This window comes from Pseudomonas sp. GL_135, assembly GCF_057834665.1.
Window position 1 is genome coordinate 282137 of the sequence record NZ_CM174408.1, and the last position, 24413, is coordinate 306549.

24 protein-coding genes are annotated in these 24413 nt (G+C 61.2%); 19 read left to right on the plus strand and 5 right to left on the minus strand.

What is annotated here, in order from left to right:
• From AC3ISG_RS01275 to madM, 7 genes are all read left to right on the plus strand, one after another.
• Nucleotides 1–300 (plus strand): malonate decarboxylase subunit delta, encoded by a 300-nt coding sequence (locus tag AC3ISG_RS01275; protein ID WP_133775589.1) that lies wholly within the window; start codon nt 1–3, stop codon nt 298–300.
• On the plus strand, nt 293–1144 hold the full coding sequence (locus tag AC3ISG_RS01280; RefSeq protein WP_489298351.1) for a biotin-independent malonate decarboxylase subunit beta: 852 nt from the start codon (nt 293–295) through the stop codon (nt 1142–1144). Before AC3ISG_RS01275 ends, AC3ISG_RS01280 begins: the two co-directional genes overlap by 8 nt.
• The gene (gene mdcE, locus AC3ISG_RS01285; RefSeq protein WP_489298352.1) at nt 1141–1944 is read left to right on the plus strand and encodes a biotin-independent malonate decarboxylase subunit gamma; all 804 of its coding nucleotides are present in this window, start codon (nt 1141–1143) and stop codon (nt 1942–1944) included. The genes AC3ISG_RS01280 and mdcE overlap by 4 nt, the downstream gene beginning before the upstream one ends.
• Nucleotides 1938–2570, plus strand: coding sequence for a malonate decarboxylase holo-ACP synthase (locus tag AC3ISG_RS01290; protein WP_489298353.1), 633 nt, complete (start codon nt 1938–1940; stop codon nt 2568–2570). Before mdcE ends, AC3ISG_RS01290 begins: the two co-directional genes overlap by 7 nt.
• Nucleotides 2567–3502, plus strand: coding sequence for a malonate decarboxylase subunit epsilon (gene mdcH, locus AC3ISG_RS01295; RefSeq protein ID WP_282368576.1), 936 nt, complete (start codon nt 2567–2569; stop codon nt 3500–3502). Before AC3ISG_RS01290 ends, mdcH begins: the two co-directional genes overlap by 4 nt.
• Nucleotides 3503–3569: 67 nt before the next feature.
• A complete protein-coding gene (madL, locus tag AC3ISG_RS01300; protein ID WP_192172962.1) occupies nt 3570–4004 on the plus strand; it encodes a malonate transporter subunit MadL in 435 nt (144 codons plus the stop codon).
• 1 nt (nt 4005) lies between these two features.
• Nucleotides 4006–4770 carry a malonate transporter subunit MadM gene (madM, locus tag AC3ISG_RS01305; RefSeq protein ID WP_037018905.1) on the plus strand — a complete coding sequence of 255 codons (765 nt, stop codon included), beginning with the start codon at nt 4006–4008 and terminating at the stop codon, nt 4768–4770.
• Between the two features lie 499 nt (nt 4771–5269).
• Here madM and AC3ISG_RS01310 read toward each other — a convergent pair whose 3' ends face one another.
• Complete coding sequence (locus AC3ISG_RS01310) at nt 5270–6190, minus strand: LysR family transcriptional regulator (protein ID WP_122624553.1); 921 nt, start codon at nt 6188–6190, stop codon at nt 5270–5272.
• A gap of 164 nt (nt 6191–6354) precedes the next feature.
• Here AC3ISG_RS01310 and trhA point away from each other — a divergent pair, with 164 nt between their 5' ends.
• From trhA to hydA, 8 genes are all read left to right on the plus strand, one after another.
• Nucleotides 6355–6972 carry a PAQR family membrane homeostasis protein TrhA gene (gene trhA / locus AC3ISG_RS01315; protein WP_489298354.1) on the plus strand — a complete coding sequence of 206 codons (618 nt, stop codon included), beginning with the start codon at nt 6355–6357 and terminating at the stop codon, nt 6970–6972.
• A 378-nt stretch (nt 6973–7350) separates the two neighbouring features.
• Nucleotides 7351–8127: a transporter substrate-binding domain-containing protein gene (locus tag AC3ISG_RS01320; RefSeq protein WP_122536423.1), complete on the plus strand. Its 777-nt coding sequence runs from the start codon at nt 7351–7353 to the stop codon at nt 8125–8127.
• 52 nt (nt 8128–8179) lie between these two features.
• Nucleotides 8180–8857 (plus strand): amino acid ABC transporter permease, encoded by a 678-nt coding sequence (locus AC3ISG_RS01325; RefSeq protein ID WP_191944630.1) that lies wholly within the window; start codon nt 8180–8182, stop codon nt 8855–8857.
• Nucleotides 8854–9588 (plus strand): amino acid ABC transporter ATP-binding protein, encoded by a 735-nt coding sequence (locus AC3ISG_RS01330; protein ID WP_489298355.1) that lies wholly within the window; start codon nt 8854–8856, stop codon nt 9586–9588. Before AC3ISG_RS01325 ends, AC3ISG_RS01330 begins: the two co-directional genes overlap by 4 nt.
• Nucleotides 9589–9609: 21 nt before the next feature.
• Nucleotides 9610–10857 (plus strand): cysteine desulfurase-like protein, encoded by a 1248-nt coding sequence (locus AC3ISG_RS01335; RefSeq protein WP_489298356.1) that lies wholly within the window; start codon nt 9610–9612, stop codon nt 10855–10857.
• 18 nt (nt 10858–10875) lie between these two features.
• Nucleotides 10876–11748: a MurR/RpiR family transcriptional regulator gene (locus AC3ISG_RS01340; protein ID WP_485620347.1), complete on the plus strand. Its 873-nt coding sequence runs from the start codon at nt 10876–10878 to the stop codon at nt 11746–11748.
• Nucleotides 11749–11800: 52 nt separating this feature from the next.
• Nucleotides 11801–12697: an allantoinase PuuE gene (locus AC3ISG_RS01345; RefSeq protein ID WP_489298357.1), complete on the plus strand. Its 897-nt coding sequence runs from the start codon at nt 11801–11803 to the stop codon at nt 12695–12697.
• A gap of 13 nt (nt 12698–12710) precedes the next feature.
• Nucleotides 12711–14147: a dihydropyrimidinase gene (gene hydA / locus AC3ISG_RS01350; RefSeq protein ID WP_489298358.1), complete on the plus strand. Its 1437-nt coding sequence runs from the start codon at nt 12711–12713 to the stop codon at nt 14145–14147.
• A 324-nt stretch (nt 14148–14471) separates the two neighbouring features.
• On the opposite strand, the gene AC3ISG_RS01355 is transcribed toward hydA, so the two are convergent.
• Nucleotides 14472–15191: a 16S rRNA (uracil(1498)-N(3))-methyltransferase gene (locus AC3ISG_RS01355; protein ID WP_489298359.1), complete on the minus strand. Its 720-nt coding sequence runs from the start codon at nt 15189–15191 to the stop codon at nt 14472–14474.
• 59 nt (nt 15192–15250) lie between these two features.
• Nucleotides 15251–16657 carry an adenosylmethionine--8-amino-7-oxononanoate transaminase gene (locus tag AC3ISG_RS01360; RefSeq protein WP_489298360.1) on the minus strand — a complete coding sequence of 469 codons (1407 nt, stop codon included), beginning with the start codon at nt 16655–16657 and terminating at the stop codon, nt 15251–15253.
• 235 nt (nt 16658–16892) lie between these two features.
• On the opposite strand from AC3ISG_RS01360, the gene AC3ISG_RS01365 reads away from it, so the two are divergent.
• The 4 genes from AC3ISG_RS01365 (at nt 16893) to AC3ISG_RS01380 (ending at nt 20960) form a co-directional block, all read left to right on the plus strand.
• The gene (locus tag AC3ISG_RS01365; protein WP_489298361.1) at nt 16893–18665 is read left to right on the plus strand and encodes an FAD-dependent oxidoreductase; all 1773 of its coding nucleotides are present in this window, start codon (nt 16893–16895) and stop codon (nt 18663–18665) included.
• 259 nt (nt 18666–18924) lie between these two features.
• Nucleotides 18925–19320, plus strand: coding sequence for a hypothetical protein (locus tag AC3ISG_RS01370; protein WP_489298362.1), 396 nt, complete (start codon nt 18925–18927; stop codon nt 19318–19320).
• 460 nt (nt 19321–19780) lie between these two features.
• Nucleotides 19781–20332, plus strand: a complete 552-nt coding sequence (locus tag AC3ISG_RS01375) for a cytochrome b (RefSeq protein ID WP_489298363.1) — start codon at nt 19781–19783, stop codon at nt 20330–20332.
• 31 nt (nt 20333–20363) lie between these two features.
• Nucleotides 20364–20960 carry a YceI family protein gene (locus AC3ISG_RS01380; protein ID WP_489298364.1) on the plus strand — a complete coding sequence of 199 codons (597 nt, stop codon included), beginning with the start codon at nt 20364–20366 and terminating at the stop codon, nt 20958–20960.
• A gap of 381 nt (nt 20961–21341) precedes the next feature.
• On the opposite strand, the gene rhlE2 is transcribed toward AC3ISG_RS01380, so the two are convergent.
• Entirely contained in the window at nt 21342–23267 is a 1926-nt protein-coding gene (gene rhlE2 / locus AC3ISG_RS01385) for an RNA helicase RhlE2 (RefSeq protein WP_489298365.1), read from the minus strand.
• Nucleotides 23268–23544: 277 nt separating this feature from the next.
• A complete protein-coding gene (locus tag AC3ISG_RS01390) occupies nt 23545–24354 on the minus strand; it encodes a substrate-binding periplasmic protein (RefSeq protein WP_122536435.1) in 810 nt (269 codons plus the stop codon).
• Between the last annotated feature and the right edge of the window lie 59 nt (nt 24355–24413).

Genomic DNA, 24413 nt, shown 5'->3' on the forward strand with positions numbered 1-24413 from the left:
ATGGAAACCCTGTCTTTTGAATTCCCTGCCGGGCAGCCGCCACGGGGTCGCGCTCTGGTGGGTTGTGTCGGTTCAGGTGATCTGGAAGTGCTGCTTGAACCGGGCCAGCCGGGCAAGCTGACGATCCAGGTGCTGACGTCGGTCAACGGCAGTTCGGCGCGTTGGGAAAACCTTTTTCAGCGGATGTTCGACGGCCAGACGCCACCGGCCATGAGCATCGACATCCACGATTTTGGCGCGACACCGGGCGTGGTTCGGCTGCGCCTGGAGCAAGGTTTCGAGGAGGTCGGTCATGACTGACAGCACACGGCTTCTGCAGCAGCACAGTTTTGTCGAGCTCGGCGCCCGGCAACGCGCCCGCGCACTGCTGGATGACGGCAGTTTTCGCGAGCTGATCGATCCCTTCGAGCGCCTCGTATCCCCTTGGCTGGCCAAGCAAGGCGTCGTGCCACAAGCCGACGACGGCGTAGTGATCGCCAAGGGCACGATCGAGGGCAAGCCGGTGGTGATCTGTGCCATCGAAGGCGGCTTTCAAGGCGGCAGCATGGGCGAAGTCGGCGGCGCCAAAATGGCCGGCGCTCTGGAACTGGCCGCTGAGGACAACCGAAAGGGCATTCCCACGGCAGCCGTTCTGTTGCTGGAAACCGGAGGCGTGCGCTTGCAGGAAGCCAATCTCGGGCTGGCGGCCATCGCCGACATTCACGCGGCGATCGTTGATCTGCGTCGTTATCAGCCAGTGATTGGCGTGGTGGCGGGCAGCGTCGGCTGCTTCGGCGGCATGTCGATTGCGGCGGGCTTGTGCAGTTATCTGGTCGTCACTCAGGAAGCGCGTCTCGGCCTGAACGGCCCGCAAGTCATCGAGCAGGAAGCCGGCATCGAAGAATACGATTCACGCGACAGGCCTTTCATTTGGAGCCTGACCGGGGGCGAGCAACGTTTTGCCAGCGGTCTGGTGGACGCCTTTGTCGCCGACGACATCAGCGCCATTCAGCAACAGGTGCAAGGGTTGTTGCACAAAGGCAAGCCTGAGCAGGAGCGCAGCAGTCGATACGCCTGGTTTCTCGAGCGTCTGTCCCAGGTCGACACCGGCCAGCAGATTGAGCCTGCTGCGGTGCGCACTGCCTATCAAGGAGACCGGTCATGAGTGCTTACTCGCTTCGTGGATTGAACTGGTTTAACGCGCTGGCCGCCAACGCCGCTGCACTGGCGGGGCTGCCGGCGTCGGTGAAAGCGGCTGATGGCACGCTGGGTGATCGCCCGGCGCGATTCCTGGCGGTGGTCGCCGATCCAGCTAACCGCTTTCCCCGCGCACAGAACGGCGAAGTCGGACTGCTCGAAGGATGGGGTCTGGCCCAGGCCGTGGATACCGCGATCGAGCTGGATCAGGACAGCGACAACAAGCGGACATTGATCGCCATCATCGACGTGCCGAGTCAGGCCTATGGCCGCCGCGAAGAAGCGCTGGGCATTCACCAGGCACTGGCCGGCGCGGTCGATGCCTATGCTCGGGCGCGTCTGGCCGGGCATACGGTGATTGGGCTATTGGTGGGCAAGGCGATGTCGGGTGCGTTTCTCGCCCACGGCTATCAGGCCAATCGGCTGATTGCCCTGCGCGATCCGGGTGTGATGGTTCACGCGATGGGCAAGGCTTCGGCGGCGCGGGTGACACTGCGCAGCGTCGAAGAACTGGAAAAACTCGCTGCCAGTGTGCCGCCGATGGCCTATGACATCGACAGCTATGCCAGCCTTGGTTTGCTCTGGGAAACCCTGTCGGTCAGTCAGATCGAGCAGCCCACTGCATCGGATCTCACGCGGGTTCAGGACTGTTTGATTGCAGCGATCAAAGACACCCTGGCCGGCGCCAATAACCTGAGTTCACGCCTCGGCGCGCCGAATCGTGAGGCATCGTCGAAAGTCCGCGAGCTGTTGCGGGCGCAGTGGTGATGAGCACTTTGCAGCCGGTGCTGCCCCACGATTTGTTGTGGGGTTTGTCGGCGGCTGCGTTGCCGATCGACGCACCAGCGTGGGCGTGTGAGATCGTTGGCCTGGGTCACCCGGTGGTGGTGCGCCGCGCCCGTGTCGCGGCAGGCCTGGTGGCGGTGGGCATAAGGGGTCAGTCGCGAGATCAGCGCTACGCCACCCACATGAAGCTCGACGAAGTGCAACGGCGCGTGCGGCCTGAAGCGTTGATCGCCATGACGCCTCACGCTGATTGGCCGGCGTTGCGCGCCTTGCAACAGATCCGTCCCGTGATGAATGCGCTCGGCCTGCCCTGGGGAGTGGCGGGTGGCGCCGGTTTCGAACTGGCCAGTGGCGTGCCGGTGCTGCACGCGGACAGCGACCTGGATCTCATTCTGCGTACCCCGGATCTTCTTGATCGCCAGCACGCCGCGCGTTTGGTCGAGCAGCTTGCCGGTGCGGTCTGCCGCATCGACCTTCAGATGCAAACCCCGTTTGGTGCCGTGGCGCTGCGCGAGTGGGCAGGATCGTCTCGCCAGGTGCTGCTCAAAGCCGAAGACGGCGCGCGGCTTGTGGAGAACCCATGGCTGGCGCAGGCGGTTGCGGCATGAGCAGTTTCTGGGCGTTTCCCGGCCAGGGCGCGCAACAGCCGGGCATGCTCCATGGGCTGCCGGAGCACCCCTTGGTTGAACAGTGTCTGGCAGAAGCGAGCGCTGCATTGAGCGAGGACGTCCTGACGCTGGATACGGCCGCCTCCCTGCAATCGACGCGAGCTGTTCAGCTGTGCCTGTTAATCGCGGGCGTCGCGTGCGCCCGGGTGCTGATGGCCGATGGGAACACCCCCGACATGGTCGCAGGTTTGTCCATCGGTGCTTATCCAGCGGCAGTGATCGCGGAGGCTCTGGATTTTTCAGATGCGGTGCGTCTGGTGGCGCTGCGGGGTGAGCTGATGCAAAGCGCTTATCCACAGGGCTACGGCATGACCGCGCTGATCGGGCTGGACCAACCTACGGTCGAAAGCCTGATCGCACGCATTCACAGCGTTGAGACGCCGGTCTATCTGGCCAACATCAACGCTGATACCCAGTTCGTTATTGCTGGCCGAGACGAAGCCATGACGGCCGTCGCTGCGCTCGCAAAAGAGCAGGGCGCTGCGGCGGCCAAGCGGCTGGCGGTCAGCGTGCCGTCCCATTGCGAACTGCTGGCCGAACCGGCACGCGCCCTTGCCGATGCATTCGCACGAGTTTCCGTGAAAGCGCCGACGCTGAAATACCTCAGCGGCAGCACCGCGCGGCCGATGCTCAGTGCCGACAAGGTCCGTGACGATCTGGCGTTCAACATGTGCCGGGTGATCGACTGGCGCAGCACGGTGCAAACCGCCTACGAGCGAGGTGCGCGGCTGCACATCGAGTTGCCGCCAGGCACCGTGCTGACAGGCCTGGCGCGTCGCGTTTTCGAACAAGGATCGGTCGTCGCCTTTCAGGGCGCCCGGCTGGACACGCTCAGCGCGCTGTCGCGAGAGGAGGAACGCCGCCACTCATAAACCGACTGCTGCTTTCGAAGGAACACAAAAACAACAACTTCGACGATGCAATTTGAGGATAAGAACAATGGTGATTTATGGCGTGGCGTTACTCGCAATCTGCACCCTCGCAGGGGTGATTCTCGGTGATCTGCTCGGCGTGCTGCTGGGCGTAAAATCCAACGTGGGCGGCGTGGGGATCGCGATGATCCTGCTGATCTGCGCGCGGCTGTTCATGCAAAAGCGTGGCGGCATGAGCGAAGGCTGCGAAATGGGCGTCGGCTTCTGGGGCGCCATGTACATCCCGGTCGTCGTGGCCATGGCCGCTCAGCAAAACGTCGTGACGGCGCTCAAGGGCGGGCCGATCGCGGTCATCGCGGCGGTGGTGTCGGTGGTGGTCTGCGGCTGCACGATTGCGGTCATCAGTCGCATCAACAAGGGCGAGCCACTGCCCAAAGAAGACGAACTCGCGCATCCGCTGCCGGTGATCGCGCCGACTGTTTCGCCAGCAGGAGGCCGCTGATATGTGGGAGCTCATTCAGAAAGACCTGATCAGTCAGGGCCTGGTCACCGCGTTTGCGGTCGTGGGCGTGGTGATGTGGATTTCAGTGGTGCTGTCCAAGCGCCTGACGTTCGGGCGCATTCATGGTTCGGCCATTGCGATCGTCATCGGCCTGGTGCTGGCGTGGGTCGGCGGCACGATGACCGGCGGCCAGAAAGGGCTGGCGGATCTGGCGTTGTTTTCCGGGATCGGCTTGATGGGCGGGTCGATGCTGCGTGATTTCGCCATCGTCGCCACGGCCTTCGAAGTGCAGGCGACCGAAGCGAAAAAGGCAGGCTGGGTTGGCGCGTTCTCGCTGCTGCTGGGCACCTTGCTGCCGTTCATTGTGGGGTGCTGCGTGGCGTACGCGTTCGGCTATCGCGACGCGGTGAGCATTACCACCATTGGTGCGGGCGCCGTGACCTACATCGTCGGACCGGTGACGGGAGCGGCGTTGGGCGCGACCTCGGATGTCATGGCGCTGTCTATCGCGACCGGTCTGATCAAAGCCATTCTGGTGATGGTCGGCACCCCGATGGCCGCGCGCTGGATGGGGCTGGATAACCCGCGTTCCGCGATGGTCTTCGGCGGTCTGGCCGGCACCGTGAGCGGCGTGACGGCAGGGCTGGCGGCAACGGATCGGCGGCTGGTGCCTTACGGCGCGCTGACGGCGACGTTTCACACCGGGCTGGGTTGTCTGCTGGGGCCGTCGCTACTGTACTTCATCGTGCGCGGGATTCTGGGCTGAGGCTTTGGCATGCGGTGTTCAGCAACATGCTGCCACTGCGCGCCTGATTGCAGATCTACCTGCAAGCGTCGGAATCGCGGGAGCGAGCTTGCTCGCGAAGGGGTTGGAGCATCCACCCAATTGTCAGCGGCTGAAATGCCGCCTTCGTGAGCAAGCTCACTTCCACAGGGGATGTGTTTGATGCAAGAAAGCGCGGTGTCAGAAGACGCCGCAGATGTATCTGCCGACAGCCTGCCGGTGGGAGCGAGCTTGCTCGCGAAGGGGTTGGAGCATCCACCCAATTGTCAGCGGCTGAAATGCCGCCTTCGTGAGCAAGCTCACTCCCATAAGTCCTGCGAACCGGCCGAGATATCAAATTGACGGACGGCTCTGTGGGAGCGAGCTTGCTCGCGAAGGCTTACTGGCAGTCCGCAGAGGAAGTGGCCGGATATCCTGGCCTCTTCGCCCGGATGCAACCAAGCTCAACCCCAGTGGATAGTGGATTGAGCTGAAGCCGGGCTCAGGCGTGCGTCAGCCGGTTCGAGTACATCCGGCATTCCGCCAGCAACGCGAGCAGGTTCGGGTCGCGTTCGCGGGCTTTGAGGAAGACCAGTCCGATGTGCTGCTGCATGCGATATCTCGCTTGCAGCGGCACCAGGCGGACGCGATTTTCGTAGACGGCGGCGATTCGCCCTGGCAGCAATGCGTAACCCACACCCGAGCTGACCATGCTCAGCAGCGTGAAGATGTCGTTGACCTGCATGGCGACCTTCGGTTCGAACCCGGCCTGCTCAAACACCCGCGCGCCATCCCGATGGGTGGCGAAACCCTGGGTCAGGGTAATGAAGGTCGCCTCCCGAAGGTCGCTCAGGTCCACCTCGCTCTGTAGCGCGAAGGGTGAGTCAGCCGGCGTGGCGAGAAAAATATCGTCGGAGAACAGCGGCAGTTGCTCACAATCCGGATCGCTCACACTCTCGTTGAGCGACACCAGAATCGCGTCCACTTCCATGTTCTTCAGCTTGTAGAAGAGGTCGATGTTCGAGCCCAGAATCAGGTCGATGTTGAGTTCGCTGCGACGGATTTTCAGCCCCATGATCAGCTGCGGCACGGTCTTGACCGTCAGTGAATACAGCGCGCCGAGTTTGAAACGTGCCGCCGAAAACCCCGCCGCCTGACGCGTTTGTTCAATGGTGGCGAGCACGTCCTGCACCAGTTTCTGCGCGCGCTCTTCCAGCACATAAGCGCCTTCGAGGGGCGTGAGGTTGCGCCCTTCGTGCTTGAACAGCGGACACCGCAACGCGCTTTCCAGCGAGTGAATCGCCCGGTGCACACTGACCGTGCTCGTCTGCAGCTCTGCCGCCGCGCGCGCCAGATTGCCGGTGCGCATGAACGCCAGAAAGATTTCCAGCTTCTTGAGGGTGAGCTCTTCGTCGATCTGCATCGTGTGGATCCGCGCCGGATTCTTGTTTTGAGAGCGCCCGATTGTGCCGAAGAGATCGGTTGCTGACTGCATTAAATTCTCGATAACACGACACAATGCGTTGTCATTGCGGTTGAGAAGCAGGACGCTTGGCGTGTGTCATGCAATTGAGAGGTAGTTTGCGGATGTACTACGGAGAAAAATTCAACGCCTGGACCCACTTGGTGGGGGCGATTCTGGCGACGATCGGCGCGGTGTGGATGCTGGTTGTCGCGACGATGTCCGGGGATATCTGGAAGATCATCAGCGTCGCGGTCTACGGCGTGGCGCTGGTAATGCTGTACAGCGCGTCGACGGTCTATCACAGCGTTCGCGGCCGGGCCAAAGTGATCATGCAAAAGGTTGATCACTTTTCGATCTATCTGCTCATCGCCGGCAGCTACACGCCGTTTTGTCTGGTGACGCTGCACGGGACCTGGGGCTGGACGTTGTTCGGTATCGTCTGGACGCTGGCGATCATCGGCATCCTTCAGGAAATAAAACCTCGCTCCGAAGCACGGGTGATGTCCATCGTCATTTACGCGGTCATGGGCTGGATTGTGCTGGTCGCGGTCAAGCCGCTGATCGCCGCGCTGGGCATGGCCGGCTTCGTCTGGCTGGCGCTGGGTGGCGTGTTTTACACCGTGGGGATCATTTTCTTCGCGCTCGACACCAAGGTCCGACACTTTCATGGGGTCTGGCACCTGTTTGTGATTGCCGGCAGCCTGCTGCACTTTGTCGCGATTTCGCGTTATGTGCTTTAGGCGTATGGGGCGAGAGTGGCGCTCCGGCTTGCTCGCGAAGATGACGATTCATCTGCTGGATTTTCAGTGGCTGGGATGACGTCTTCGTGAGCAAGCTCACTCCCACAATAGGCGATATCCGACGCATGGCGAGCAATCCATGCGCCGCTTCGGTGCATATCATCTTTCACATCACTGATCATTTTCTGTACACCCCACAGCCTTGTGCACTTTGCGCGCTGCACCAATGCGGATAACTTTCGCACCTGATTGAAGCATTTAATTCATTTATTTTATTTGTTGAATTATTTGATTCGTCATCCTAGTCTGATCCTCGAAACGCCCCCTCTTGTGGTAAGGCGGCCTTCTTGAACTGACTGATCAATCGGGGAGCAAGACATGAATGTGAAAGTACTCTTGAGCATGGCCGTGGCAACCGCCTTTTCCGCATCCACCTGGGCCGCTGACTGGACCGTCGGCGCCAACGTGGGTAACGTGCCGTGGGAGTTTCAGGACGCCAAAGGCGAGATCGTCGGCTTCGAAGTCGATGTGGTGAAAGAAGTCGCCAAACGCGCCGGCAAGTCCGTGGAATTCGTCAACATCCCGTTCAACGGCCTGTTCAGCGCCGTGCAGTCCAAGCGCGCTGACATCGCCATCTCCTCGATCACCATCACCCCCAAGCGCCTTGAATCGGTCGGCTTCGCCCAGCCGTATTACGACAGCGACCAATCCCTGTCGGTGCTCGCCAAATCCGGCATCAACGGCCTGAAAGACATGGACGGCAAGGTGGTCGGCGTCGACACCGGTTCCACCGGCGACATGTGGGTCAACGCCCATCAGGCCGAATACAAGTTCAAGGAAGTCTCACGCTACGAAGGGCTGTCGCCTGCGATGCTCGACCTCGCGTCCGGCCGCATGGACGGCTACATCAGCGACATCCCTGCGGTCCTGTACTACATCAAGGACAAGCCGCAGTACAAAGTCGTCGCGAAAATTCCTACCGGCGAGAAGTACTCGTTGATGCACGCCAAGGGCTGGGCATCGGCCGGTCAGGTCAACGACATCATCAGTACGATGAAAAAAGAAGGCGTGATCGCCGACTTGCACAAGAAGTGGTTCGGTGCCGACGCTGATCCGGAGTCCAGCACCGTCAAAGTGGTCGACGTACTCAAGTAACCCCTGACTGCTCACGCCCGCGTCCGTCACTGCTCGCCACCAAGGAATCGCAATGGAGTTGTTAGAAACGTTCTTCAACTGGAGCGTGTTCGTCGATGCGCTGCCACTGATGCTGCGCGGCCTGGGCGTGACGGTGATGCTCGGCGTGGTCAGCATCATTCTCGGCTTGGTGGGCGGGCTGGTGCTGGCGATGCTGCGGTTGTATGGGTACGCGCCCGTACGGTTTCTGGCGCGGGTGTACATCGACGTGCTGCGCTCGATTCCATTGCTGGTGCTGTTGGTGCTGATCTACTACGCGCTGCCGTTTGTGGGCATTCGCCTATCGTCCTTTGCGGCAGCGACTGCGGCGCTTTCGCTGGTGTCCTGCGCGTATTCGGCGGAGATCTTCCGCTCCGGCATCGAGGCCATTCCGCGCGGGCAGTTCGAAGCCTCGGCATCCCAGGGCATGAGTTTTTTCAACACTATGCGCGACATCATCCTGCCCCAGGCCATGCGCATCGTCATGCCGCCGATGACCAGCAACTGCATCAACGTCATGAAAGACACCGCGTTGGCGTCGGTCGTGGCGATGCCCGATCTTCTGAAACAAGCCACTCAGGCCCAGGCACTGGCGGCCAACCCGACACCGCTGGTGGGCGCGGCGGTCATGTACCTGTTGCTGCTTCTGCCGCTGGTGCAACTGGTCAGCTGGATCGAGCGGCGTAACGGCGCCGGGAGGAAAAGCGCATGAGCAGCGTCATCGAAATGGAAGGCGTGGCCAAATTCTACGGGCCATTCCAGGCCCTGACCGACATCAACCTGACCGTCGATCAAGGCGAAGTGGTGGTCATCCTCGGGCCGTCGGGCTCCGGGAAATCGACACTGATCCGCTGCATCAATCTGCTGGAGGAATATCAGCAGGGCGACATCCGCGTCGGCAGCCAACGCGTTGAAACGGGCCCGAAGCTGGCCGGCATCCGTTGCGAAGTCGGCATGGTCTTCCAGAATTTCAATCTGTACCCGCACCTCACCGTGCTCGCCAATGTGGCGCTGGCGCCAGTGCGGGTGCGTGGCATGTCTCGCCGTGACGCCAACGAACGCGCGCGCCTGTTGCTGGAGAAAGTCGGCATGGGCGCCCACGCGGCGAAATACCCGAGCCAGTTGTCCGGCGGCCAGCAGCAGCGCGTGGCAATCGCCCGGACCATGGCGATGGAGCCACGGGTGATCCTGTTTGACGAGCCCACATCGGCACTCGACCCGGAGATGGTCGGCGAAGTGCTGGACGTCATGCAGAACCTCGCCCGCTACGGCGTGACCATGGTCGTCGTGACCCACGAAATGGGCTTTGCGCGCAAGGTCGCCGACCGGGTGATCTTCATGGAGAACGGCCGAATCATCGAACAGAACAACCCGCACGATTTCTTCACGGCCCCGCAAGAGCCGAGAACCCGCGCGTTTTTGCAGGCCATCCTGCATCACTGATCAGACTCTGGAGCTCATCCCTTGAATGCCTTGGACATCGATTACGTACGCAGCCAGTTTCCCGCCCTCAGCAGCGGCTATGCCTACCTGGACAACGCCGGCGGATCGGCCGTGCTCAAGCCGGTCGCCGAGCGCATCACTGATTACTTGCTCAACAGCGCCGTGCAACTGGGCGCGTCCTACAGCGAGTCGGTGGACGCTGGCGCCCGGGTCATGCAGGCGCGGGAATCGGTCGCGCAACTGATCAACGCGCGCTACCCGGAAGAGTGCGTAATGGGCGGCTCGACCACCCATTTGCTGCAAATCCTCTGCCGCGCCATCGCGCCGTCGATCAATCCCGGCGACGAAATCATCGTCACCAACTGCGACCACGAAGCCAACATCGGGCCGTGGGTGCGGCTGTGCGAAGAGCGCGGCGCGACCTTGCGCGTCTGGGCGGTCAACCCGCAGAGCATGGACCTGGAGCTTGGCGATCTGGACGCACTGCTCAGCGACAAAACACGCTACCTGGCCATGACCCATGCGTCGAACATCCTTGGCAGCGTCAACCCGGTCGCCGAGGTTGCGCGCCGGGTGCACGCGGTGGGCGGCAAGGTGTGCGTCGATGCCGTGGCCTACGCGCCCCATCGGCTGGTCGATGTGCAAGCCAGCGGCGCCGATTATTACGTGTTCAGCTTCTACAAGACCTTCGGCCCACACTTCGCTGTGCTGTGGGGCAAGCGGGAAGCATTGCTGGAACTGCCGAGCCTGAACCACTTTTTCATCGGTCAGGAAATCATTCCCTACAAGCTGCAGCCCGGCAACTTGAACTACGAACTGTCCTACGGCTGCATCGGCATCAGCGATTACCTGATCGACATCGGTCGACGCCTTGGCGCCAGCGGCAGTGAACGCCAGTTGATGCAGGCGGCGTTCGATGCCTTCGAAGTCCAGGAAGACCTGTTGGCCGAAACACTGCTGGCGTTTCTGCGGGAGACGCCGGGCGTACGAATCATCGGAAAATCCCGCGTGACTGACGGTGATCGCGTGCCGACCATCAGCTTTGTGGTGGAGGGCATTCAGTCGGAAGCCATCGTGCGTCGGGTGGACAATCACCGCATGGGCATCCGCTTTGGTGACTTCTACGCTCGCCGCCTGATCGAACAGTTGGGCCTGACCCCATACGGCGGCGTGGTTCGTGTGTCGATTGCGCACTACAACAGCGTCGATGAGCTGAATCGTCTGGTGGAGCACTTGGCCCGGGCGATCACAGAACTGCGTCCCTCCTGACTTTTATCGAGCCTTTTTATGCCTGTACCCCAAACCCTGGCCGAGCTGCGTGCCGCCATCGTCGAACATCAGGAACGCCTGACCGCGCGGCAGCGTGACGCGGCGCATTACCTGAACGAGCACCCCCACGATGTGGCACTGAACACGGTCGCGGCGCTGGCGAAGATCTCCAGCATCCCGTCGTCGGCGTTCATTCGGCTGGCCCAGGCGCTGGGCTTCGGCGGGTTCAGCGATCTGCAGCGCTTGTTCAAGCAGCCGTTGCAGCAGGCCGGGCAGGGCAGTTTCAAAGAGCGCATCCGGCATTACCGTGGCGAGCAACTGCTCGACGATCCCACCGATGTGGGCGCCATGCTCTCGGCGTTCAGTCGCGCGAATATCGTTTCGCTGGAGCACCTGGCCGAAGGCGAGCAGGTCGAGGCCATCGAACGCGCCATCGAGCTGTTGGAACAGGCGCGCACCACCTTCGTGGTCGGCATGCGCCGTTCGTTTCCCATGGCCTCCTACCTGAGTTACGCCCTCAGCCGTGTCGGTCGTCGTGCCGTACACATCAGCGGCCTGGGCGGCAGTTTGCGCGAGCAGGTCGGCGCGCTGCACGGCGATGACGTGCTGGTGGCGGTGAGTTTTCCGCCGTACGCGCAGGAAACCATCGACGCCTGCCAGCAAGCGGTTGCTGCGGGGACGCCCATCGTGGCGATCACTGACAGCATTCTCAGCCCCATCGGACAAACTGCGTCGGTGATGATCGAGGTCAACGACGCCGAGCTGCTGGGCTTTCGCTCGCTAACCGCCGCTTTCTGCATTGCGCAGACCCTGGCCATGGGCCTGGCGTTCCGGACCGGTCAGACCCTCGATGGTCCGGACCACGATGCACTGAAAACCATCGACTGCTGAGCCTTGGCTTGGCGGTCGGCCGACTGATCGAACGTTGCAGGAGTAGGCTTTTATGGCGTCACCCATTCGAGATCTGGTCGGCTACGGCCGGCAGCGCCCCCAAGGCACCTGGCCCAATGGCGCGCGGCTGGCCGTCAACTTTGTCATCAATTACGAAGAAGGCTCGGAGCGCTCCCTGGCCATGGGTGATCCCGACCAGGAGAGCATGACCGAGTGGGGCAGCTATCAGTTTCCCGACGGCGTGCGCAATCTGGCGATGGAGTCGATGTACGAGTACGGCGCCCGCGTTGGCATCTGGCGGATCCTCGACATCCTGCAACAGGCCAGCGTCCCGGCGACCTTTCATGCCTGCGCGGTGGCTTTCGAGCAGAACCCGGATGTGGCAAAGGCCGCCGTCGAATTGGGTCATGAAATCTGCAGCCACGGTTACCGCTGGGAAGAAGTGTTCCGCCTGACCGAGGCCGAGGAACGCGAGCACATTCGTCTGGCGATCGAGTCGTTCGAGCGCACCTGCGGCAAACGTCCGGTGGGCTGGTATTGCCGCTATGGCGCCAGCGTTCATACGCGTCGGCTGGTGGCGGAAGAGGGCGGTTTTCTCTATGACTCCGACGCCTACAACGATGACGTTCCGTATTTCGTCGACGTCGAGGGCAAGCAACATCTGGTGGTGCCGTACACCAGCGACGTCAACGACTTCCGTTACTGGAACTCCCCGGGCTTGTCTCAGGCGTCCGATTTCCTCGAGTACATGAAGGAAAGCTTCGATGTGCTGTACGAAGAATCCGCCAACGGCTTGCGAATGATGTCCATCGGGCTGCACCCGCGCATGGTCGGACGTCCTGGCCGGGTCCGCGCGATCAAGCACTTCATCGAGTACGCCCAGGCCCGCGAAGGCGTCTGGTTCACCACCCGCGAAGAGATCGCCAAGGCCTGGCTGACCCGCGCCTGACGGAGTGAACGACATGCAGGCTTTTGATCTGATCATCCGCAACGCCAATGTGGTGACGGCGGCGGACGGCTTCCTGTGCGACATCGGCGTGCGCGACGGCCGAATTGTCGCGCTGGGCCTGGGCCTGCAAGGTGCCGCAGAGGAAGTCGATGCGCGTGGGCGAATCGTCACGCCCGGCGGGATCGACAGCCATGTGCATCTGGATCAGCCGACCGGCGACGGTTCGGTCATGGCCGATGATTTCGAAAGCGGCACCCGTTCAGCCGCGTGTGGCGGGACGACAACGGTGATTCCCTTTGCCTGCCAGCAGAAGGGACAAAGCCTGCGGGCGGCGGTGGAGGATTACCATCGGCGCGCGGACGGTCGGGCAATCATCGATTACGCGTTTCACCTCATTGTCACCGACCCCACCGACGACGTGCTGCGCCGTGAGCTGCCCGAGCTGATTGCCGAGGGCTACACCTCATTCAAGATCTACATGACCTACGACGCGCTGAAGCTCAACGACCGGGAGATTCTGGAAACCCTGTCGGTGGCGAGGGCCGAAGGCGCGATGGTGATGCTGCACGCTGAAAACAGCGACTGCATCGCCTGGTTGACCGAGCGCCTGCTCGCCGCCGGCCATAGCGCGCCGCGTTATCACGCGACCTCCCGACCAATGCTGGTCGAGCGCGAGGCCACCCACCGGGCCATTGCACTGGCCGAGCTGGTGGATGTGCCGATTCTCATCGTCCATGTGTCGGGGCGTGAGGCCATCGAGCAGATCCGCTGGGCGCAGAGCCACGGCTTGAAGGTCTACGGCGAAACCTGCCCGCAGTATCTGTTTTTGACGGCAGATTCGCTGGGCTGCGATGACAGCTTCGAAGGCGCGAAATGCATCTGCAGCCCGCCGCCGAGAGACGCCGGCAATCAGCAAGTGGTTTGGGACGGCCTGCAGAATGGCTCGTTTGAAGTGTTCTCGTCGGATCACGCGCCGTTTCGCTACGGCGGCCCGGACGGCAAACGTGCCCACGGCGAGACAGCGCCGTTTTCCGAAGTGGCCAATGGCATTCCGGGCGTCGAGACGCGCATGGCGCTGCTCTGGTCGGAAGGTGTGCGCAAGGGGCGAATCAGCCCGCAGGCGTTTGTCGCGCTGACGGCCACCAATGCGGCGCGGTTGTACGGTTTGTACCCGCGCAAGGGCAGCATCGCCATTGGATCGGATGCGGATCTGGTGATCTGGGATGAAGGCTTGGACATCGAGCTGAGCAACGAAATGCTGCACCACAACGTCGATTACACCCCGTACGAGGGGATGCGCTTGAGTGCATGGCCGGCGATGACCTTCGCCAGAGGGGAAAGGGTGTGGGACGGCAGTCCGTTGGGTGAACCGGGGCGCGGAGAATTTCTGCCCTGCGCCCGCCCGGAGCCTGCGAAAGCCCGGCGTCGAGAGTCGGAGTTACCGGAATGATGACTGTCATACGCGTTGTGCATCAATGGCGGCGCGATATTGGCTGACTCACACCATTCCTGTGGGAGCCGAGCTTGCTCGCGAAGAGGCACGAACATCCGCTAAATCTCTGGCGGATGCATGCGACCCCAGTGGGACCGGCTTCAGCCGGGAAGAGGCCGGCCTGCGCGCCACCAAACCTCGCGGCGTGACGCCTGACGCTTTCCCGGCTAAAGCCGGTCCTACACGGGAGAGGCCGGTGTGTGCGCCATCAATTTCGCAGCGTGACGCCTGACGCTTTCCCGGCTAAAGCCGGTCCTACATTTGGTCAGTGCCGTCTGTAACCTAGAAATCCCCCCACAGCTGTTGCGCGATGCTCAGCGCCACCACTGGCGCGGTTTCGGTGCGCAGCACGCGGGGGCCGAGGCGGGCGGCGTGGAAACCGGCGTCCTGCGCCTGAGCCACTTCGGCGTCGTTCAGCCCGCCTTCCGGACCAATCAGAAACGCCAGACTGCCGGGCTTTTCATGGCTGGTCAGGGGTGCGGCCACCGGGTGCAGCACCAGCTTCAAGTCCGCTTCTGTCTGCTTGAGCCAGTCGGCCAGGGTCACGGGAGCATGGATCACCGGCACCACTGAGCGCCCGCACTGTTCACAGGCACTGATTGCGATCTGCTGCCAGTGTGCCTGACGCTTCTCCGCACGCTCATCTTTCAGGCGCACTTCGCAGCGCTCGCTCATGATCGGGGTGATTTGCGTCACGCCCAGCTCGGTGGCTTTCTGAATCGCCCAATCCATCCGCTCACCCCTTGAGAGGCCCTGCCCAAGGTGGATGTGCAACGGCGACTCCGGCTGACCGGCGAAGCTTTCGTTTACCTGCACCCGGACCTGCTTTTTGCCGACTTCCGCCAGCGTGGCGCGAAACTCATGGCCCGAGCCATCGAACAACTGCACCGCGTCGCCTTGAGACATGCGCAACACGCGGCTGATGTAATGGGCCTGGGCCTCTGGCAGTTCGTGCTCACCGACGTTGAGGGTGGCGTCGACGAAAAAGCGGGACAGTCTCATGGTTGTGTCTCTAAAGATTGTGTTGAAGGCAGCACCTGGAGAATGGATTTAAGGGGCTGCTAGCCCGGATCGCGAAAATCAGGATGGAAGTTTTCCCTGACCGCCACACTCACGGCGCTGCGCGTCGCGATGTCGATCCCTTCGGTCGCCACGTCAGCCAGAAAGTCGATCTGCTCCGGCGTGATTACGTAAGGCGGCAGGAAATACACCACGCTGCCCAGCGGACGCAGCAAAGCACCTCGGGTCAGCGCGTGCTCGAACACCTTCAGCCCGCGCCGTTCCTGCCACGGATACGGCGTTTTGCTGGCTTTGTCCTGCACCATCTCGATGGCAATCGCCATCCCGGTCTGCCGCACTTCGGCGACGTTCGGGTGATCGACCAGATGCGCCGTCGCGGTCTTCATGCGCTGGGCCAGCGCCTTGTTGTTTTCGATGACGTTGTCCTGCTCGAAAATATCCAGCGTCGCCAACGCCGCCGCGCACGCCAAGGGGTTGCCGGTGTAGCTGTGGGAGTGCAGAAACGCGCGCAGTGTCGGGTAGTCGTCGTAAAACGCGTCGTACACATCATCGGTGGTGATGCAGGCCGCCAGCGGCAGATAACCGCCGGTCAGCGCCTTGGACAAGCACAGGAAGTCCGGACGGATGCCGGCCTGCTCGCAGGCAAACATGGTCCCGGTGCGACCGAAGCCCACTGCGATCTCGTCATGAATCAGGTGCACGCCATACCGGTCGCAGGCCTCGCGCAGCAGCTTGAGGTAAATCGGGTCGTACATGCGCATGCCGCCGGCGCCCTGAATCAGCGGCTCGATGATCACCGCCGCAACGCCGTCGTGATGCTCGGCCAGGGTCTGCTCCATCACCGCGAACATCGTGCGGGTGTGCTCTTCCCAGCTCACGCCTTCAGGCCGGTGGTAGCAGTCCGGGCTCGGCACTTTGATGGTGTCCATCAACAGCGCCTTGTAGGTTTCGGTGAACAGCGGCACATCGCCCACCGCCATCGCTGCCATGGTTTCGCCGTGATAGCTGTTGGTCAGCGTGACGAAGCGTTTCTTGTCCGGTTTGCCGCGATTGAGCCAATAGTGAAAGCTCATTTTCAGCGCGACTTCGATGCAGGACGAACCATTATCAGCGTAGAAGCAGCGTGTCAGGCCTTCGGGGGTCATCGCCACCAGACGCTCGGACAGTTCGATGACCGGCTGATGACTAAAACCCGCCAGAATCACGTGCTCCAGCTGATCGACCTGATCCTTGATGCGCTGATTGATGCGCGGGTTGGCGTGGCCGAATACGTTGACCCACCACGAGCTGACTGCGTCGAGGTAGCGCTTGCCTTCGAAGTCCTCCAGCCAGACCCCTTCGCCACGCTTGATCGGAATCAGCGGCAGTTTTTCGTGGTCTTTCATCTGGGTGCAGGGGTGCCAAAGGACCTTCAGGTCGCGCTGCATCCACTGGTCGTTAAGGCCCATTACTCTTCTCCACATAGCGGCTCGCATGGCGCGAGGGCAAACAATCGCGCAAGCCTATGCAATGCATGCCAGCGGGACAACCTTTAGCGCGTTCTTTCAATCGCCGCGGACGCCGTTTTCAAGCCTGACGGACATTGCTGGCGGGCGTTTCGCGGCTCGCGTATCCTTCGCGCTCTTCGAAAAATCGGACAACAAAATCCGACAATTCCCCCCGTTTTTCTCCGGAGTTCGCTGAATGCTTTCTGGTTGGCTGCGCGCCTGTGCGTTGGTGATGGTTGGGATGGTCAGCGCTTCAGCGCTTGCCGTGGATAAGCCGCATACGGTGATCGTCGTCGGCGGCGGTCTGGCGGGACTCACGACGGCTTACGAGCTGCAGAGCAAAGGCTGGCAAGTCACCTTGCTGGAAGCCAAACCCAACGTTGGCGGCCGCTCCGGTCTGGCCGGCAGCGAGTGGATTGGCAACGCCAAGGCCCAGCCGGTGCTCAATCAGTACATTGATCGCTTCAAGATCAAGGCCGTGCCCGCGCCGGAATTCGTGCGGACCCCGAGCTACCTGATCGAAGGCGAGTACTTCACCGGCGCCGACCTGGCGACCAAACAGCCAGCGACCGCTGAAGCCATCAAGCGCTACGAAGCGGCAGTGGATGACCTGGCCCGCTCGATCACCGACCCGGACAACCCGGCAGCCAACAGCACGCTGTTTGCACTGGACCAGATCACCGTCGCCAACTGGCTGGACCGTCTGAGCCTGCCACCGACTGCACGCCAGTTGATCAATCAGCAGATTCGTACGCGCTACGACGAACCTTCGCGTCTGTCGCTGCTGTATCTCGCACAACAAACGCGGGTCAATCGCAACGTCGACGACCGCGACCGTCGCGCCGCTCGCCTGCCGGGTGGCAGCGCGGTGCTGGCCGAGGAATTCGTCAAACAGCTGAAAGTCATCAAGACCAATTCGCCGGTGTCGGCCATCAACCAGGACAAGGACGGCGTGACCGTCAAGGTCGGTTCGCTGGGTTACGAAGCCGAGTACGTCGTATTGGCCGTGCCGTTGCGCGCACTGAGCAAGATCCAGATGACCCCGGCCCTGGACGCCCAGCGTCTGGGCGCGATCAAAAGCACCAACTACGGCTGGCATGACCAGATCATGCTCAAATTCAAGACCCCGGTCTGGGACAGCAAGGCGCGCATGTCCGGCGAGATCTACAGCAACACGGGCCTTGGCATGCTGTGGGTCGAGCCTGCGCTGAAGGGCGGCGCTAACGTCGTGATCAACCTGTCCGGCGACAACGCCCGCATCATGCAGGCGTTCGGCGACAAGCAACTGGTGGATCAAGTGCTGATCCGCATGCAGGCGTTCTATCCACAGGCCCGCGGCGCGTTCACCGGTTATGAACTGCGTCGCTCCAGCATCGACCCGTCCAGCGGCGGCGCTTACCTGGCGTTCGGCCCGGGCCAGATCAGCAAATACTGGCGCTTGTGGGAACGACCACTGCAGCGCGTAGCCTTCGCCGGCGAACATACTGACACTTTGTACCCAGGCACCCTGGAAGGCGCATTGCGTTCAGGTCAGCGCGCGGCGATTCAGGTGCAGGGTCTGTCGGAAGGCAAATCGTACGAACCGGTGAAAGCACCGCCACCGAAGGCCCCTGAACCGGCCAAGGAAAGCAGCGGCGGCATTGGCGGCTTCTTCTCCAACATGTTCGGCGGTTCCAAGCCTGAGCCAAAACCGGCCGAGAAAGCGCCAGCACCTGCTCCGGCCCCGGCTCCAGCGCCTGCCCCGGTAACGCCGCCGCCGGCTCCAGTGGTTGAACCGGCCAAGCCTGCGGCTGTGGAACCTGCGAAAAAGGCGCCGGCCAAGAAGGAACCGGCGAAGAAGGAGCCGGTTAAAAAGGCTCCGGCCAAACCGGCAGCTACTCACAAAGCCCCGGCCAAAACCGACGCTGCGAAAAAAGCGCCGGCCAAGGCCACAGAGGATAAGACAACGCCGGCTTTGCCGGGCACCTAAACAGCGATGTAACTTGTGTGGTGTCAGTTCGAGCAATCGCACCTGTGCCCGATGGTGCGGTGCTCGATTCGGAGGTTCAACTGCGTGGTCTCTCTGGGGGGTAGCGACTCAGTTGGAATTCCGATATCGCGGACGGCGCGGGTTTTGCTATGCCTAAACCCAGCGCTCGCAAACTCATAAAATCTAAAAGGATTTCCTTTTAATAATATTTAATTAGTGGCGCCATATCGCCATAGTCGGACAATTCAAAGGAGATGAAATGCGTACTTTATTCGCTTTAGCGCTGGTAACAACGGCATTGGCAGGTTGCTCAAACAATAAGCAAACTGAAGCTTGGCAGGCAGAAGTCCAGCGGACGCTTCCAACTTGCCAGTCTGAAGATGTTTGCCAAGTTAAATGGTCTGCAGCTAGAAGTTGGGTCTTAAGCCATGCAGGTACGAAGATCCAAAATTACGGTGTTGACTACTTCGACACTTACAACCCTATCCCCAATAGCCCTAGACTAGCTGCTCAGGTGTCGAAAGACGCGGTTGGCGCTGGAAAATATGTTATCAAAGCGAAGCTTTGGTGCGACAACATGTTTGGCTGCCAACCAAACGCTTGGCAAGCCCTAGTGGATTTCAATAAATCAGTGAACGCTGCAGCCGGTGAGTGAAGGTCCTGGGTAGTCGAGATAATCGCGCTTAAATTACTCATCATCATTTGAGCACGCAGAATCCTTGGTAAGCAGCCGAGTCAACGTAGGCAGTCTGAAACCACCCGCTGACGTTACTTCCAGTTTTATTAGGCCCTAGCTGGGTGGCTTCGGCGTGGCTGTGTCTCAAAATAAGAAGGCCTTAGTCGCGCGCCGCATCCCTTCACAAACGGCATGCGATCCTGGATCGTACGAAAACATGCATATCAAAGTCCGCGTTGTCGTTGGACCGACGCTTCCTGAGATTCGGCCGATCTTCTCCTTGAAGTTGCTGAGTGCTTAACGTTGACATAATCGGCGTCGACGAAGAATGTCACAAGCCATTTTGATCGTATTTCCTGATCTCTCAGAACAGAATTTTGCGCTTTCTTTCGATAGATAACCCGCTAGTCTTTCCCTCGGCCCTCACAGGATATTCAGCATGCAGCTACGCAACTCTTCTTCTCGCTATGGCTGGGTCAGCATCGTTTTGCATTGGGGTGTGGCGCTGACGGTGTTCGGCATGTTTGCGCTAGGGTTGTGGATGGTAGGGCTGGGCTATTACGACACGTGGCGCAAGGCTGGCCCGGACCTGCACAAGAGCATCGGCATCACGCTGTTCCTGTTCATGCTGATCCGGGTGATCTGGCGCTTCGTCAGCCCGCCGCCAGCAGCGCCTGCCTCCCACAGCCGGTTTGTGAAAACCGCTGCGAAACTGGGCCATGCGTTTCTGTACCTGGACCTGTTTCTGGTGATGTTCGCCGGGTACCTGATTTCCACCGCAGACGGTGTCGGGATTACGGTGTTTGGATTGTTCGAAGTGCCTGCCTTGATCAGCGGACTGCCAGACCAGGCAGACGTAGCAGGCACCGTGCACTTGTACCTGGCCTGGACTTTGGTGATTTTTGCAGGACTCCACGGGCTGGCCGCTTTGAAGCATCACTTCGTTGATCGTGATGCCACCGTTGTACGTATGCTTGGCCGCAAGGCCTGATACTCAATTCAACTAGAAAGGAAGACGACGTATGTTGAAAAAGACACTCGCTGCACTGGCCCTTGGTACCGCGCTGCTGACGGCCGGTCAGGCAATGGCCGCCGATTACACGATCGACAAAGAACAACAACATGCTTTTATCAACTTCAAGATCAGCCACCTGGGCTACAGCTTCATCTACGGCACGTTCAAAGACTGGACCGGCACATTCAGCTTCGACGCCGCCAAGCCTGAAGACAGCAAGATCAGCATCGACGTCAAGACGGCCAGCGTCTTCACCAACCACGCTGAACGTGACAAGCACATCAGCAGCAAGGACTTCCTGGACGTCGCAACTTATCCTGACGCCAAATTCGTCTCCACCAAGGTCAGCAACGTCGGCAAGAACGCCGATGGCAAAACCACGGCTGACGTGACTGGCGACCTGACCCTGCACGGCGTGACCAAGTCGGTTGTGGTCAAGACCACTTTCCTGGGTGAAGGCAAGGATCCATGGGGCGGCTACCGTGCCGGCTTCGAGGGCACGACCTCGATCAAGCGTTCTGATTTCGGCAAGATGATGGACCTGGGTCCGCAGTCCGACACCATGGACCTGGACATCTCGTTCGAAGGCGTCAAAGCCAAGTAAGACCCGTTGTTGTAGTGATAAAGCGCCGACCTTTGGGTCGGCGTTTTTGTGTCAGTGGGACCGGCTTTAGCCGGGAAGAGGCCGGTGTGTGCGCCATCAATTTGCAGCGTAGCGCTTGACGTCTTCCCGGCTAAAGCCAGTCCTACCAGATGTGCGCGGTCAGTGGGACCGGCTTTAGCCGGGAAGAGGCCGGTGTGTGCGCCATCAATTTTGCAGCGTGGCGATTGACGTCTTCCCGGCTAAAGCCAGTCCTACAGATGTGCGCGAGGCTGGTAGGACTGGCTTCAGCCGGGAAGAGGTCCGGGTTTCAAGAACAGGCAGAAACAAAAACGCCCCGAACCAGTCGGGGCGTTTTATTTGCTACTCAACAACCGGCGCTGCTTAACCTTCGCGGTTGCGGGTCAGCAGGGCTGGTTTTTCACCGCGTGGGCGGCTTGGCAGCTGATCAAGTTGTTCAGCCGAAGGGAAGCGATCACCCTTGGACTCTTTGTGCATGATCTTCGGTGCAGGCTGACCGTCGCGAGGGCCGCGAACCGCTGGTTCCTGACGCGCTGGCTGGTCTTCGCGTGCCGGGCGACGTGCACGAGGCTGGTCTTCACGGCGAGCCTGACCATCACGGCCGGAGCCGTTGCGAGGACCGCTGCGTTTGGCCGGAGCGCCGGCGGTGTCGGTGCTGGCGGGAGCGCCGGTGGCCGAACCGCTGCCTGAACCACCGCGTGGACCGCTACGGCCTGGCGCCTGACCACGCGGTGCCGGTGCGGCCCCAGTGGCAGGAGCGCCCGGACGACGGCCGCGGCTCTGGTTCTTGTTCTGGTACGGGCTGACGTAGTCGGCGCGGTTACCGAAGTTGTCCACTTCGTCATCGAGGAATTCGTCGGGTGCGCGATTCGCACCTGACGCTGCCGGCTGCGACTGACGTGACTCGCTCGACGCGGTGCCCTGACGCGGCTTTTGCGGGCGCGCCGGACGTGCCGGGCGCTCGCCCGAAGGTGCGGCCGCTGCCGATGCCGGCTTTTCCTTGCCCTTGTCTTTGCCTTTGTCCTTGCGACCGCCACCACCGCCGCCGCCGTTCGGACCGTCGCCACGCGGGCCACGGGCATTGCGTGGGTTACGCACGTCCGGACGCTCGCGGACTTCCGGCTTCTCGGCTTCAACGGCCGTGATGTCGAAGCCCATCAGATCGCCGTCGGCAATCTTCTGCTTGGTCATGCGCTCGATGCTTTTCAGCAGCTTCTCTTCGTCCGGGGCAACCAGCGAGATCGCCTCGCCGCTACGCCCTGCGCGACCGGTACGACCGATTCGATGCACGTAGTCTTCGTCGACGTTAGGCAGCTCGAAGTTGACCACGTGGGGCAGCTGGTCAATGTCCAGGCCGCGGGCAGCGATGTCGGTCGCGACCATGATGCGGACGGTCCCAGCCTTGAAATCCGCCAACGCTTTGGTGCGCGCGTTCTGGCTTTTGTTACCGTGGATCGCCACAGCGCTGAGGCCGTGTTTGTCCAGGTACTCGGCCAGGCGGTTGGCGCCGTGCTTGGTGCGGGTAAACACCAGCACCTGTTCCCACGCGCCTTGAGTGATCAAGTGCGCCAGAAGCGAACGTTTGTGGTTGGCCGGCAGACGGAAAACGCGCTGTTCGATGCGCTCGACCGTGGTGTTCGGCGGCGTGACTTCGATGCGTTCCGGGTTGTGCAGCAGTTTGCCGGCCAGCGCGGTGATGTCCTGCGAGAACGTTGCCGAGAAGAGCAGGTTCTGACGCTTGGACGGCAAGCGGGCGAGGACTTTCTTCACGTCGTGAACAAAGCCCATGTCGAGCATGCGGTCGGCTTCGTCCAGCACGAGGATTTCAACGTGGGACAGATCGACGCTGCCCTGACCGGCCAGATCGAGCAAACGACCCGGGCAGGAGACCAGTACGTCGACGCCGCGCGCCATGGCCTGGACCTGTGGGTTCATGCCGACACCGCCGAAGATGCAGGTACTGACGAACTTGAGGTTCTTGGCGTAGATCTTGAAGCTGTCGTGGACTTGAGCGGCCAGTTCACGGGTCGGGGTCAGGACCAGGACGCGGGGTTGGCGCGGGCCGTGACGCTGGGATTTGTCCGGATGACCGTTGGGAAACAACCGCTCCAGGATTGGGAGGGCGAAACCACCGGTTTTACCAGTACCTGTCTGGGCGGCGACCATCAGATCGCGGCCTTGCAACACGGCGGGAATGGCCCGCTGTTGCACCGGGGTAGGCTGGGTGTAGCCAGCAGCCTCGATGGCGCTGACTAAAGCCTCGGAGAGACCGAGGGAAGCAAAGGACATGAGTAATCCTGTCTTGAGTTGGGGCCATAGAGGCCCAAATAGGGATGATCTTCCAGGCGCAGACTAAAGGTTCTGCACGTAACGTGAATGCGCTCGACCCTGCTGCGGTCATCGCACACTCCTTGGAAGGTGCAATGGCGTCCGGTCCTGTGGAGGTCTGTAAGTTCAACTCGGGCAGGGGCGCAAAAAGTGCGCTGCTGACGTGTTCGAGAAGTCTTCTGTGAGACCGTGCACCCGGGCGCAAGCCTGGCGGGGACGCCGGAGTATAACAGAGCAATCACAACGCGCTGCTTTCCTGCTGCTCAACGGTTTTATCGACACTTTCCCCCGGTTCTGCAGGCAATGTCGTCAGTGTTTCGCCGGTGTACCGCTCCACCAGTTTTGCGTACGCGGGTTCGCGCTTGAAACGCTTGAGTTCTGCGCTGAAGCGCTGGGCCAGCAAGTCCATGCCGGCATTGGGGCGCAGCGCCAGGTACTGCCCCCGGTGATTGAGCACGGTCGGCAACTGACTGACCTGGCCTTCCAGCTTGAGTCGCTCGATCATCTGTCGACCCAGCAGGCGATCGGTCACCATCAAATCGATGCGGCCGCGAATCAGTTTGCCGAAGTTCGCTTCATGGCTGGGCGCAGGCTCGCGGATGAACGCCGTCGAGCTGTCAAACGCCGGGCTGTATCGATAACCCGGAGAGACGCCGACGGTCAGCCCGTGCAGGTCTTCTACGCCATTGAAGGCATGCGGCCGGGCATTGGCCTGAAACAGCACCCAGTCGATGCTCGATAACGGTTCGTTTGGATACAAAAGGTCAGGCCGTGCTTCGTCCTTGAAGATGTCGAGAACCCCGTCGGCCTCGCCGTCACTGAGCATCATCAGGCAGCGTTTCCACGGGAGAAACTGCCACTCGACGTCGATGCCCAGACGCTCGAAGACAACCGCCGTCGTGTCGTAATCCAGCCCGGAGGCATGGTTGTCGTCCACGATGACGTACGGGGACCAGGGTTCGGTGACGATCCGCAGTTTTTCGCCCAGCGCGCTGAAGCTCAGGCAGGCGAGAAGAGCGGCAATGAATAGTGGGAGGATGGGCGGCATGCGCGCGAGATTACGACGCGAGCAAACTAAATAAAAGCAATGATTCTCAACAAAAACAG

Bases quoted from the DNA above. Each gene is read 5' to 3' on its own strand.
- AC3ISG_RS01275 (WP_133775589.1), top strand. From the start codon at position 1: ATGGAAACCCTGTCTTTTGAATTCCCTGCCGGGCAGCCGCCACGGGGT.
- AC3ISG_RS01280 (WP_489298351.1), top strand. From the start codon at position 293: ATGACTGACAGCACACGGCTTCTGCAGCAGCACAGTTTTGTCGAGCTC.
- mdcE (WP_489298352.1), top strand. From the start codon at position 1,141: ATGAGTGCTTACTCGCTTCGTGGATTGAACTGGTTTAACGCGCTGGCC.
- mdcH (WP_282368576.1), top strand. From the start codon at position 2,567: ATGAGCAGTTTCTGGGCGTTTCCCGGCCAGGGCGCGCAACAGCCGGGC.
- madL (WP_192172962.1), top strand. From the start codon at position 3,570: ATGGTGATTTATGGCGTGGCGTTACTCGCAATCTGCACCCTCGCAGGG.
- madM (WP_037018905.1), top strand. From the start codon at position 4,006: ATGTGGGAGCTCATTCAGAAAGACCTGATCAGTCAGGGCCTGGTCACC.
- AC3ISG_RS01310 (WP_122624553.1), bottom strand. From the start codon at position 6,190: ATGCAGATCGACGAAGAGCTCACCCTCAAGAAGCTGGAAATCTTTCTG.
- trhA (WP_489298354.1), top strand. From the start codon at position 6,355: ATGTACTACGGAGAAAAATTCAACGCCTGGACCCACTTGGTGGGGGCG.
- AC3ISG_RS01320 (WP_122536423.1), top strand. From the start codon at position 7,351: ATGAATGTGAAAGTACTCTTGAGCATGGCCGTGGCAACCGCCTTTTCC.
- AC3ISG_RS01325 (WP_191944630.1), top strand. From the start codon at position 8,180: ATGGAGTTGTTAGAAACGTTCTTCAACTGGAGCGTGTTCGTCGATGCG.
- AC3ISG_RS01330 (WP_489298355.1), top strand. From the start codon at position 8,854: ATGAGCAGCGTCATCGAAATGGAAGGCGTGGCCAAATTCTACGGGCCA.
- AC3ISG_RS01340 (WP_485620347.1), top strand. From the start codon at position 10,876: ATGCCTGTACCCCAAACCCTGGCCGAGCTGCGTGCCGCCATCGTCGAA.
- AC3ISG_RS01345 (WP_489298357.1), top strand. From the start codon at position 11,801: ATGGCGTCACCCATTCGAGATCTGGTCGGCTACGGCCGGCAGCGCCCC.
- hydA (WP_489298358.1), top strand. From the start codon at position 12,711: ATGCAGGCTTTTGATCTGATCATCCGCAACGCCAATGTGGTGACGGCG.
- AC3ISG_RS01355 (WP_489298359.1), bottom strand. From the start codon at position 15,191: ATGAGACTGTCCCGCTTTTTCGTCGACGCCACCCTCAACGTCGGTGAG.
- AC3ISG_RS01360 (WP_489298360.1), bottom strand. From the start codon at position 16,657: ATGGGCCTTAACGACCAGTGGATGCAGCGCGACCTGAAGGTCCTTTGG.
- AC3ISG_RS01365 (WP_489298361.1), top strand. From the start codon at position 16,893: ATGCTTTCTGGTTGGCTGCGCGCCTGTGCGTTGGTGATGGTTGGGATG.
- AC3ISG_RS01370 (WP_489298362.1), top strand. From the start codon at position 18,925: ATGCGTACTTTATTCGCTTTAGCGCTGGTAACAACGGCATTGGCAGGT.
- AC3ISG_RS01375 (WP_489298363.1), top strand. From the start codon at position 19,781: ATGCAGCTACGCAACTCTTCTTCTCGCTATGGCTGGGTCAGCATCGTT.
- AC3ISG_RS01380 (WP_489298364.1), top strand. From the start codon at position 20,364: ATGTTGAAAAAGACACTCGCTGCACTGGCCCTTGGTACCGCGCTGCTG.
- rhlE2 (WP_489298365.1), bottom strand. From the start codon at position 23,267: ATGTCCTTTGCTTCCCTCGGTCTCTCCGAGGCTTTAGTCAGCGCCATC.
- AC3ISG_RS01390 (WP_122536435.1), bottom strand. From the start codon at position 24,354: ATGCCGCCCATCCTCCCACTATTCATTGCCGCTCTTCTCGCCTGCCTG.